The sequence below is a fragment of the Pseudomonas gregormendelii genome, from assembly GCF_017114825.1.
GTDB lineage: Bacteria > Pseudomonadota > Gammaproteobacteria > Pseudomonadales > Pseudomonadaceae > Aquipseudomonas > Aquipseudomonas gregormendelii.
Map to the genome: position 1 here is coordinate 1 of NZ_JADEVO010000068.1, position 11,317 is coordinate 11,317.

The window sequence follows — 11,317 nt, forward strand, 5'->3', positions numbered from 1 at the left end:
TAAACGCTTCGATTTCAAATGTCCGATCGAAGTGATGAGTGAGGTGATGCAAAAGGCCATTGCGATGCGGCACGATACTCCCACTTCGATTCAATAACCGTGTTGCACTCAGCTCCTGCAACCGCCATCTCTTTACTCGTTACCATGCCCCGCCGACCCCATAGTCAGATCCAACCTTTCAGCTCATAGCATGATCGGGTGTAAATAACGGCATCAATTCCGCACGGAGAAAAAAATGTCCGATAAATCTCCACTTTCTCGTGATAGTGCGAACCGCCGCAGCATCGTTCTAATAGGGATGGGCGCCGCGGTATCCACCTTGGTGCCTAAGCCTGCTTACGCACTCATCTCCGAATCGGAAAAATCCAAGGCCGAACTGACGCAGTCGCGTGACTTATCCGCGAACACAATCACAACAAGTGATGGTGTGGTGCTTTATTACAAAGATTGGGGCCCGAAAACAGGACGTGTTGTAACCCTCAGTCACGGCTGGCCGTTGGACTCCGATAGCTGGGATGGTCAAGCTTTCTTTCTCGCCTCAAAAGGTTTCAGAGTGATCGCACACGATCGACGTGGTCATGGGAGATCCAGCCAGCCATGGGACGGTAACGATATGGATCATTACGCCGACGATTTGGCCAAAGTTATCAATACGTTGGACCTCAGAGACGTAACCATTATGGGGTTCTCCACAGGCGGCGGTGAGGTTGCCCGCTACGTAGGCAGGCACGGAACCTCAAGAGTGGCAAAAATATGCCTGATCTCCTCTGTTCCCCCTTTAATGCTCAAAACTGCTGCGAATCCTGGAGGGTTGCCGATCGTGGTGTTTGACGGTATACGGGCAGGAATGATTGCTGATCGCTCGCAGGTATTCCGCGACATACCTTCCGGACCTTTTTATGGATTTAACCGAGCTGGTGCAAAAAAGTCCCAAGGGATGATCGATTCATGGTGGCGTCAAGGAATGAACGGAGGTTTCAAAAACACCTTCGATTCCATTAAGGCTTTCTCGGAGACCGATTTCACTGAAGACCTCAAAAAATTTGATAAACCTACCCTCATTGTCCATGGAGACGACGATCAGATAGTGCCTATCGACGCTGCCGGCCGAGCCTCAAAAAAATTGGTTCCTCACGCCACGCTAAAAGTGTATGCGGGCGCGCCTCATGGATTGACCGAGACCCATCGGGACCAACTCAACGAAGATCTACTGGCATTTTTACACAGCTAAACAGTCCTTTGCCTGGAGAGAAATCATGTCTGAGAAATTCTATCCCATCGGCAGACGTTCATTTGTTTTGGGTGCAGCAGCAACACTCGCCGCAGGCGCGATTCCAGCGTTTGGTGCCACGAAAGCTGGCCCCGCAGCTCTCGAAAAATACGCCGACCCCAAGAGTCCAGCCTTACCAAAATCAACGATGAAATTGGATCTCTCGCGGACCGCTCTCATAGTCATTGATCCACAGGTTGATTTTATGTCTCCCAAAGGGATCGCTTGGGGAATGACCGGAGAATCCGTCACAGAACAAAATCTAGTACCTAACTTGGTAAGCTTGTTTAAAGCTGCGAAAGCAGCTGGCATCACCGTCGCAGTTTCACCTCACTACTACTGGGCAACTGACCATAATTGGAAAATCCAAGCCCCTGTGGAAGTCATGCAGCATTCGATCAAGCTCTTCGATCGCAAGAGCGCGATTGACGTGGACGGCTTTAACAACTCGGGGAGTGATTTTATGCCTGAGTTCAAAACCTACATCGAAGATGGTAAAACCATCGTATGCTCACCTCACAAACTGTACGGACCCCAGGTGAACGATCTGACATTCCAGCTGCGCAAGCAATTGGTTGATCAAGTTATTCTCACTGGGATGTTAGCCAACCTATGTGTTGAATCCCACATGCGTGAACTACTTGAACAAGGGTTTGAAGTGGCAGTAGTCCGCGACGCGGTAGCGGGACCAAAATTACCTGAAGGGGATGGTTATCTTGCAGCAATAATAAATTACCGTTTCATGGCAAACGCTGTATGGACCACCGACGAAGTGCTCGCAATGTTGGGTGGCAAGGTGTAAGAAACATCTCGTCACGGGGTCCCAATCTCCACCCCGTGACAAGATGGTCGATGGCCTATTCTACGAATGTTACTAATGCAACGAATTCAATAGTCTCATCGCCTCACGTAAATCTGTCGAATCATAACCCTCAGTAAAACGCCCATATACAGATTGAAGTAGCTCGCCAGCTTCGGCTCGGCGCCCTTGCATTAGGCGCAACCGTGCTAGAGATGTTGCCGCGCGCAGCTCCCAGGCCAAAGATGATTGGCGACCGGCGCAGGACAGAGACCGACATAGATACTGTTCCGCCAGAGCGAGATCAGGCCGCGGTCGAGTCGCGTGAAGGTCCGCCACTATTCGTAATATTTCTGGAGTATCAAAAGACTCACCTACGTTTTCAATCATCTCCAGTACCCCGGTGAGAATTTCTAGCGCAGTGTCAAATTCCCCTGTCGCTGCGAATGCTTCTGCTAGGCATCGAATGAACATAGGAGCGAGCACTTGATGGTTCTCGATACTGAGCACATTGAGGCATTCACGCAGCAGAGGCATCCCTGCGTCAACATCGCCTAGGCCGCACAGCAGGATACCTTTTAGGCCAAGCCCCACCGCGTGGTCAGGTTCAATGCTGTGGTGCATAGCAGTAGAGGTAAGCTTTGTGATCGAGTGCTCGGCTGCTCGCCAGTCCCCTATCCAAAGGAATACTGTTGAGACATAAATTAACGAAAGGCAAAGCGTCTGGGGATGACGTTGGCGGTCTGCTCGTTCCAGAGCTTCTCGGCCTATTTCAGCAGCCTGATCAGGGTATCCTCGAAGCCATAAAACGCGTGCGAGGGACGAAAGTGCGCGGATGCGGTAGTCGTGAGCAAGGGATAAGTCGCTAGCACCCTCAACGGATGCAGGACCTAATCCGGCGGAGAACAGTCGCCCCTCTAAACCGCAATCGCTGCCAGCCATCCAGTGGATTATTGCAATCTCTTTGGGATCCGTGATTCGTGCGTTGAAACTTGAGCCGTGTGAGGTGATCTCTCGGAATTCCCCATCCTGCCCCGTCTTCGTATGAGCTGTAATCAAATCCCCGAACGATCTCAGCGGGCTGAGGCTGCTCTTACGTCTTTCATCAAATATGAGTGATTGGGAACGAGACGACCGCAGAGCTTCGAGCTTACCGGTGGGTATTGAAGAAAAAAATAGTGAATTTTGCCATCCCATTTTCTGTGACACGCTTTCGACTTCGTATCCGCCCGCTGCAAGTGCCCGCAGACTCCAGCGCCGACATTCATCAAGTAGCGATAGACCAAGAAATAGCGGTGCAGAAGCTGCTGCTAGGCGAATTCCAATCATTAGCTTGTCGCGCTTCGAAAATGCCCATTCTAGCGTCGTACAAATGTTCCCTAATTCATCAATATAACGATGGATACGCTCATGCTCAGGAAGCGCTTCTTCAGGAACATACAGCCGTTCGAGTCGCGCAATAAGAAAATTCGCATGACGTTCGATCGCTATTTCGTGTTCACCATTGCTACTTAATTTTTCCAGAGCGTAGGCTTTGGTTGTGTAAGGCAGCCGGTAATGCATTGTTTGGTCAACAATCTCGGCTAAGACCAACGACTTAGTGACCAAACGTCCGAGAGCATCTATCACCATGGTCTCGTCCATTGGGGAAGATGCGACTTGGGCAGCCAATTCAAGCGAAAATTTACCGTTGAGCACAGACAACCTTCGCAAAACCGATGCCTCTGTCGCAGATAAGAGGACGTAACTCCAATCAAGCAATGCATGCAGTGTCTGGTGACGAGACAATGCAGTACGCTTGCCTTCCCAAAATAAGCTAAACCGATCATTGAGCAGGTCTGCAATCTTATGAAGGCCATAGGCAGCTACCTGACTAGCTGCCAGCTCAATTGCTAGCGCTAAGCCATCAAGTTTGCGGCAGATGTGCGAAACCACAGGTGCATTGCTGTCGGTAAGCGCGAATAAATCGTCGCTCTGCGTAACACGTTCAACAAACAAATGTACGGCTGAAAATTTTAACGCCTGAGCGGCAGATAACCCCATCAAACTACTAGGACAGTCTAGAGGGCCTAGCCTATAAGTATGCTCTCCATCTGCTCGCAGAGGCTCTCGGCAGGCTACAAGTATGTGCGCCCGGGTGGTGTGCCCAATAAGATTTTCTGCCAGGAAACTAGTGCCTTCGATTACATGCTCACAGCTATCGAGCACTAATAAAATGTGCTTCCCGCTCAAGTGCTCAATCAACGCTTGCGTAGGATCACTTCCGTTGCACTGCACGCCCAAGGCCGAGTTTATAGTTCCTACCAACAATCGAGAATCTTGGATCTGACTGAAATCCAGAAAAAGAATTTGGCCTTCGAAGTGCGAAGCTAGATCATGCGCCACTGCTATGGCGACGCAGGTTTTACCCATTCCGCCAGACCCGATAAGCGTTACAAAACGTTGCTTTTCAATCAAAGCTATAAGCTCGCTGACAGCATCGTTTCGACCCACCATGCGTCGTGAACGGAGAGGTAATTCACCGATTAAACACTTAGATGCAGTCGCATCCGGCGCAGAGCTAAGAGGTAAATGGGTGATAGATGCAATGAAGCTGTAACCGCGCCCCGGAATGTTGGCGATGTAGCACACGTCAGCATCTGAGCAGCAGAGCGCTTTTCGTAATGCCGAAATGTGCACGCGCAGACAGCTCTCATCTACCACTACACCGCGCCAAACTAACCTCACAAGATCGCGAGTACTGATTACATCCCCAGCATGCGCAATCAGCACAGCTAATACGTCGAACGCTCGGCTACCCAAATCGACAGGAGTACCGTTGCGCAACAACAGCCTTTGATCTGGATATAGGTGGTACTGACCAAAATTGACTGGATGAGAGACCAACGGATTGGAGGGACTGTCCTTTGCTCCGCTCATGACCTAGTGACTCGCAAGGTGTCACTGAGCGTGTCTGTACCGAGAGATCGCCCCGACGATTCGACTGCTGGTGCTTTTGCCATTGGAGTCACTGAAGGTGAGTGAACCTACACTGGCACCCTCTGTACCTTCCATTGCCCAGTAGCAAGCGTGCCGTTAATAAAAAATGAAAATAGCGAATTCATTTTGGAGTGTAGGCAAGCCATGGCATTCGAGTAACAAATTTCCATGCCATCTGATGAAGAGCGTAGTGAAATGTGCCTTGAATGCAACGCACAGCGAGCTAGGACCTCAATACTGAATGATGTATAGGTTAAAAGCACACTGTCTGAAAACCACAGATATTCAGCCCCCCATGCATCCCCCGCCCTGCACCAAGTAGGTTGCGGTATGCCGCTCACCATTTGAGTCTTCATAAACCATCTCAACAGGCACGATGCCGCATGCGGAGGAGGTATCAGTGATGCTGATGGTTTTAGCAACGTCCAATGGAACTCCTGTACGTGCAGTCTCGGTACCCTCGGCAGCAAACGAAGAGCCAGCAGCGACCATTAAGAACAAGGCGATCAAGGTTTTCATCATGTTTTCCAGGCAGTGGTTGGTGTGATTACGCGGAGCGTTCGCGGAGCAATTGACGGGCGGAGTCAGCCATGACGGGTAAAGAGCCGGCTAGCATCAGTACGTCTTTGAGCACCAGGCGCCCGGCACCCGACAGATAAGGAAAGCCATGTTGGGCATCACCGAGAGCGCCCACCCAGGCTTCAGGTGTGGTAATCAAAAAGCTAAGCGTTACCAGCGGTGTACCGAAGGCCAGGGCTCCACCCAACAGGCCAGTACGTCGCGAAATCGAATTCGAGAGCACGAGCAGGCCGATCAGGATTTCGACGATTCCGAGGCCGGTCGAAAAACCGTACGTGTTGTTAGCTGTTTGCCAAACGCGCTTCTCTGCGTTCAATTCACCTTCATGCGTGAGGTGCGCTTTGTATTCTTCGGGGTGCTCGTAGAAGAAAGACATGAATGGGCTATTGGCAACAAAAGGTGTGATGCTGTCAGCTTCATATGGAACGAATTTCAGCGCTCCGATCCACAGGAAAACGATAGCGATAGCCAATCGCATGAGTGACGTTCCGACGGTATCGACTTTGCTGATAAACCGGAGCCCAGCAGTAAAAGATGTGAGCATGAGACTTCTCCAAATGTTTGAATGTGGAGGTAGTCTGACGTGGGCCTGAAAGCCGTTTTTGTGCGTCTTGCTCAATTTATTGTTTGATAGTCTCAACATATTGCTGAAGATCTTGCAGGTGTAAAAAAGCCTCGATACCTTGCAGTACCGAGGCCAAGCGCGTGCGGGTGAGTGACCTATTTCTTCAGCGAGTCATACGCCTCCAACGTACGCAACGAATAGATGTAAGCAGCGCCGGCGTTGAGAGAGATTGCGGTTGCCAATGCGGCCGCTACCTCCTCGCGGCTTGCTCCAGCTTTGATTGCTGCGTCCGCATGGGCGGCGATGCACCCGTCACAGCGGGTGGTGACAGCAACAGCAATCGCAATCAACTCGCGGGTCTTAGCATCCAGCACATCGTTCTCGGCGGCGGCCTCACCAAGAGCCATGTAAGCCTTCACCATTTTAGGGTTGCTCTTTCCGAGCGCGCCGAAGGCCTTCTGGATGGTGGGTAGCAATTCGGACCAGTTGTTGAACATCGCATGACTCCTGAGCAAGTTGGTGTAGTGTTTCGACAGGCTCAGTTTTCCCCTGCGGCGTGATGTCAGTTTGTCCAATCCGCTCAATTTTTTATGCGAAGCTCTCAAATGAATTCGATCGATAAGCTCATCAGCCTAGCTAACGTCCGAGGTAGCTTGGATCTCCGATGTCAGTTCCAGGGAGATTGGGCGCGAGATCATGAGCAAGAAGTCTTAGGGAAAGCGCCGTATCACATCGTGCTGGAAGGAGAGTGTCGAGTTGAATTCCCGGACGGCCAACGCCTGCCCATGCGAACAGGAGACATATTACTTCTGCCTCGCGGTGCACCACACATGATGCATAGCATTGGGAAAACGGTAGAGCCCAGCACGCCAAGGTTGGTTTCCAATACGACACTGCCGCTATATCGTATTGGGGGTGTGACTACTGATCTAGACATGCTTTGCGGAGGCTTTCACTACAATCGAACGTCGATGTTATTCGCCGCCCTTCCCGAGCATCTTGTAATTCCAAGCGCAGCCCTCCCTGCAAGTGCGCCCCTGCCGGCACTGGTAGAAATGCTGCGAGGTGAAGCGGATAGCGATCAAGTCGGCGCACATTTTTTACTCGACGCTCTGTCCCAAGCGCTGTTTACATTCATCCTGCGCGCTCACATCGCGAAGCACGATCAACACACTGGCACACTGGCCTTGCTGTCTGATAAGAGGCTGGGCCGCGCTTGGCAGTCCATGCTGGCTGATCCGGCGCACGAGTGGACCGTTGACGGTCTCGCTGAAACCGCAAGCATGTCTCGCGCAACGTTCATGCGAGCCTTCGTACGGGTAGCTGGAGTTTCACCTTGGGTATTATTGACCCAAGTTCGAATGGAGTTAGCGTTCAACCTGCTAAGCCACTCACATTTGGGTTTAAGCGACATTGCTTCCCAAGTCGGGTATCAATCCCAAGCGGCTTTCAGCAAAAAATTCAAGGAAATTTACGGTGAAGCACCAGGGAGGGTGAGGCGCGGAATGTAACACTCCGACATTTCCGTATGCCGGAGGATGAAGACGATCAATCAGCCTCGTGCGGCTCGGGATACGGCAAAGCTATCCTCCAACATTCGAAAGCTAGTAATCAACCCGTCACCTATCTCAAGCACCAGTACAAATGAAGTTTCAATACGTTTGCCCGTGGCTTTTACGACTGACGCAAGGTCACCGAGTATCAATGCACGATTTTCATTCGCAAGGATATCGTGAACGTTGAGGCTCTCGCTTGTGAGCAGCGCTGTAGTATCTCTGACGAAGCCAATAATGGCCTCTCGGCCCGTTTTTTTACCAAGCCACGGCAGTGCTCCTTCATCGCCAGCAATCTCCCAACGCGCATCCTCGGCAAATAGAAGCGCGAGTGCCTGAGAATCTCCAGCACCCAGTTTTTGCAAGAAGTTCTGCGCGAATCCTAAATTGTTTTGCCCAATCATGATCATCAGTCTCTGGTCGTTTTGAGAAACTGATTGTCGAGTAACGCGTAGTCGCTTTCTAGTACGTACCAGTTGGTAAGTACCCTAGGCGCCGCTGTAAACCCTGTTCCCTCTGACGACCGTCGCGCGCGCATCGATTAAGGGCTGGATTTCACATCGCAGTTACTCAGGAAGACTTGCTACCCGAATGGTATCTCTTCGGTCTGAGAGGCTTCGCTCTGAACAGCTTCAAAGCTGGGCAAGACACTAAAGGTTTTGCAGAAAGGGTTCTGCATCGCAAGCGCTTGTGACAAAAGGCCATAGAACCGCTGTCCAGCGATGGCCGCCTATATGTTTACGAGATGAGAGACTCGCCATTTTGGTATGCGGCCCCCCTCGTTGGCGTCAATTCATCGTCCTTAAATCATCGCTCGTAGAGAATCGACGCCGACTATTACAGCCGATGAAACGCATGATTGTAGAAAATGGTAATTCCGTGAAATTGGATGAACGCGGAAGATAGCCCAAACATTAGAGCTAAATCTCTTATCGGCAGATTCCAAACCTTTGTCGTCCGCGTAGCAATTTTTTTGCTCGTCATGCCGCGCTTGCGAGACACATTCATCTGATAGCGCAGTGATTTTTTTATAGAGACCTCAGCGCCAAAACTTTTTTCGGAGACACTTTGGACTTCATGCTCTATCTAGTATTGGGATCATTTGCCGGAGTGCTGGCAGGTCTCTTCGGTGTGGGCGGCGGGATCATCATTGTGCCTGTGCTCGTATACAGTTTCACTATTCAAGGATTCGACGGCTCAGTGCTAACCCACTTAGCCGTGGGCACTTCATTAGCCACCATACTTTTTACCTCGATCCAGTCAGTGCGAGCCCACCATCGTGTAGGTGCTGTGCAGTGGAAAGTTTTTATTTCAATGACGATTGGAATCATGGTCGGCGCCCCGTTGGGATCAGTTACAGCAGATTTTATCGATGGTCCGAATCTGCAAAAAATAATCGGCGTTTTCGCCCTCGTGGTTGCAATGAAAATGGCTTTGGATTTCACGCCGAAAACGAGCCGCGGCCTACCTGGCAAAACGGGGTTAGGATTGGCTGGCTCAGTGATTGGCTGGGCTTCGGCGATATTTGGTATCGGGGGCGGCTCCATGACAGTGCCGTTTCTGACCTGGCATGGTCTGACTGTGCAGCAAGCGGTTGCTACAGCGTCTGCCACGGGGTTTCCAACAGCGGTAATCGGCGCATTGAGCTTTATGATCCTCGGTTGGCACGACGCAGCATTGCCCCAAAACAGCCTCGGTTTTATTTACCTGCCTGCGTTGATTGGCATTTCTCTCACCAGCATGGCTTCTGCTCAATTTGGCGCGAAACTAGCGCATAAACTACCTTCAAAAACCCTCAAGCGGCTCTTTGCGCTTCTGTTAGCAGTGGTAGGCACCAGCTTTCTGATATGAGCGCAAATGATCTGATCAATCCACATTCAGTACCGGCTCTGTCCAACCCACTGCCCCTTGGAGAACTTCGCGCGGAAAGCAGCTAGTCCGACTTCCGCTGATGTTGCCATCCCCGCTTTAAACGGGCCAGCTGACTAAGATAGCAAGATCAATTACCTCAACAATCCTGAATGCCTCGTCACTTTTAATCACCATGTCATAGCCTTTTAGAAACTCCTGAAACGGCTCACGGGTATCCCATCCGGTCATCGATCATTGGCTTCGCGAACTCCAGCGATCGAAGCAATAGCGTTCATATTCTGCGTACCCCACTCGCACACGGGTTGCAGAGCACGTCCCAAGTCGACTCCAAAGGCTTCAAGCTCATATTCAACGTGAGGAGGCACGGTTCGAAAGTCGATGCGACGCACAAGACGATCGCGAGTCATCTCCTTCAACTGCTGGCTTAGCACCTTCTCACTCACGCCCCCGACGAGTCGCCTCAACTCGCCAAATCGTCGGGGTTTGCCGCTCAGATAAAACAAAATCAGCAATTTCCACTTTCCGCCTACGAGATTGAGCACCGCTTCTAACCCGCAACCAAATGGAGCCTGTGTCATGCACTGTCCCCTGATGTTCTCTGATCAATTTAAGTACTGAGATGACGCGTCTGACGCCCCCATTTCTCCTTAGGAATTACGTACCAGCAGCTTCAAAACTCGAATATTCACAAGATTATGATCATTCTGCTGAGCACCTTCCACGAGCTGTAATGCGATAAGACGTCTCCCCCGACGACATAATGTCATCTCGAACATCTCCATCAATCCTTCGTAACGCCCCCAGCCGCGGGCTTTGCCCACTACCCTCGTAGACAGAGCGTTCCAGACCTCTGACCGGTTTTGGAAGAAAACTATGAGCATGCCTATGCTCGGTCCAACCCAGCATCCTGCGACGCCGTTAAGCTTCACTAAAAATGAGGCCCCCCCATAAATACTTACGAGCGGCCGACCTTCTCAGGTGTTCAATTCAAGTGCCGCTGCTACGCTTTTTCTACACACAACAATAAACGGCATCCGCGCTGAAATTTCTGAAACACGCGCACCTCAGTTTAAGTCGATCGCGGCGACATAGGAGCTTTTATGAAAAAAACTACCGTGCCAGCTGCGATCATTCTCGGCGGCCTGTCAATCGGGGCGAACGCCGAGGAGCCCAAAGCACATGGATTTCTCGAAGACAGCCAGGCAGTTGTCAGTTCCCGAACGATGTACTACTCGAATGACAACCACGATGGTGGGCTTGATCAACGCGAAGCGGCGACTGCAATCAAGTTCGCGTTCACCTCAGGTTTCACCCAAGGTACGGTTGGCTTTGGTCTAGACATAGCATCGCTGGTTGCGGTGCATCTAGATGGCGGGAAAGGCCATCACCCTGACGCTAACACGTTTTATCCCAGTGACTCCGACGGCTCCGCGGTCCACTCGTGGAGCAGAGCAGGCGGCACTCTTAAGGCGCGAGTCTCCAAAACTGAGCTTGGCATCGGCAATATTTTTACGCCAAATCTCCCAATACTGGTCGCCACAGATTCCCGGCTCGTCTACCAGAACTTTGGAGGGGGGGCGGTTGCAGGAGCTGAGTGCAACACGGTTATTGAATCGAAGTGGGAGTATCGTGCCGCATCGCAATGGCCTTTTGCATCACCTCACTCATCACTTCGATCGGACATTTGAAATCGAAGCGTT

At 51.2% G+C, this 11,317-nt stretch carries 10 protein-coding genes and 1 pseudogene; 5 read left to right on the forward strand and 6 right to left on the reverse strand.

The window, feature by feature from the left end; translation table 11 throughout:
* The first annotated feature begins 298 nt into the window (after positions 1–298).
* Together IMW75_RS26105 and IMW75_RS26110 are read left to right on the forward strand one after the other, a co-directional pair.
* Positions 299–1,231, forward strand: a complete 933-nt coding sequence (locus tag IMW75_RS26105; RefSeq protein WP_414704669.1) for an alpha/beta fold hydrolase — start codon at positions 299–301, stop codon at positions 1,229–1,231.
* Positions 1,232–1,418: 187 nt separating this feature from the next.
* Positions 1,419–2,072 (forward strand): cysteine hydrolase family protein, encoded by a 654-nt coding sequence (locus IMW75_RS26110; RefSeq protein WP_237142342.1) that lies wholly within the window; start codon positions 1,419–1,421, stop codon positions 2,070–2,072.
* Positions 2,073–2,144: 72 nt separating this feature from the next.
* Here IMW75_RS26110 and IMW75_RS26115 read toward each other — a convergent pair whose 3' ends face one another.
* The 4 genes from IMW75_RS26115 to IMW75_RS26130 form a co-directional block, all read right to left on the reverse strand.
* Positions 2,145–4,988, reverse strand: a complete 2,844-nt coding sequence (locus IMW75_RS26115; RefSeq protein ID WP_205894229.1) for an ATP-binding protein — start codon at positions 4,986–4,988, stop codon at positions 2,145–2,147.
* Positions 4,989–5,333: 345 nt separating this feature from the next.
* The gene (locus tag IMW75_RS26120) at positions 5,334–5,567 is read right to left on the reverse strand and encodes a DUF2790 domain-containing protein (protein WP_205894230.1); all 234 of its coding nucleotides are present in this window, start codon (positions 5,565–5,567) and stop codon (positions 5,334–5,336) included.
* 28 nt (positions 5,568–5,595) lie between these two features.
* Positions 5,596–6,171, reverse strand: a complete 576-nt coding sequence (gene rclC / locus IMW75_RS26125; RefSeq protein WP_205894231.1) for a reactive chlorine resistance membrane protein RclC — start codon at positions 6,169–6,171, stop codon at positions 5,596–5,598.
* A gap of 176 nt (positions 6,172–6,347) precedes the next feature.
* Positions 6,348–6,689: a carboxymuconolactone decarboxylase family protein gene (locus IMW75_RS26130; RefSeq protein ID WP_205894232.1), complete on the reverse strand. Its 342-nt coding sequence runs from the start codon at positions 6,687–6,689 to the stop codon at positions 6,348–6,350.
* A 108-nt stretch (positions 6,690–6,797) separates the two neighbouring features.
* Between IMW75_RS26130 and IMW75_RS26135 the strand changes: the two genes are divergently transcribed.
* A complete protein-coding gene (locus IMW75_RS26135) occupies positions 6,798–7,703 on the forward strand; it encodes an AraC family transcriptional regulator (RefSeq protein ID WP_205894233.1) in 906 nt (301 codons plus the stop codon).
* A gap of 41 nt (positions 7,704–7,744) precedes the next feature.
* Here IMW75_RS26135 and IMW75_RS26140 read toward each other — a convergent pair whose 3' ends face one another.
* Positions 7,745–8,155 carry a nuclear transport factor 2 family protein gene (locus IMW75_RS26140; protein WP_205894234.1) on the reverse strand — a complete coding sequence of 137 codons (411 nt, stop codon included), beginning with the start codon at positions 8,153–8,155 and terminating at the stop codon, positions 7,745–7,747.
* A gap of 658 nt (positions 8,156–8,813) precedes the next feature.
* Here IMW75_RS26140 and IMW75_RS26145 point away from each other — a divergent pair.
* On the forward strand, positions 8,814–9,596 hold the full coding sequence (locus tag IMW75_RS26145; RefSeq protein ID WP_205894235.1) for a sulfite exporter TauE/SafE family protein: 783 nt from the start codon (positions 8,814–8,816) through the stop codon (positions 9,594–9,596).
* Positions 9,597–9,841: 245 nt separating this feature from the next.
* Here the strand turns inward: IMW75_RS26145 and IMW75_RS26150 are convergent, their stop codons facing one another.
* Positions 9,842–10,195, reverse strand: coding sequence for a winged helix-turn-helix transcriptional regulator (locus tag IMW75_RS26150; RefSeq protein ID WP_205894236.1), 354 nt, complete (start codon positions 10,193–10,195; stop codon positions 9,842–9,844).
* 522 nt (positions 10,196–10,717) lie between these two features.
* Between IMW75_RS26150 and IMW75_RS27225 the strand changes: the two are divergent.
* Positions 10,718–11,203, forward strand: a pseudogene (locus tag IMW75_RS27225) (OprD family outer membrane porin); the annotation flags it as partial.
* Between the last annotated feature and the right edge of the window lie 114 nt (positions 11,204–11,317).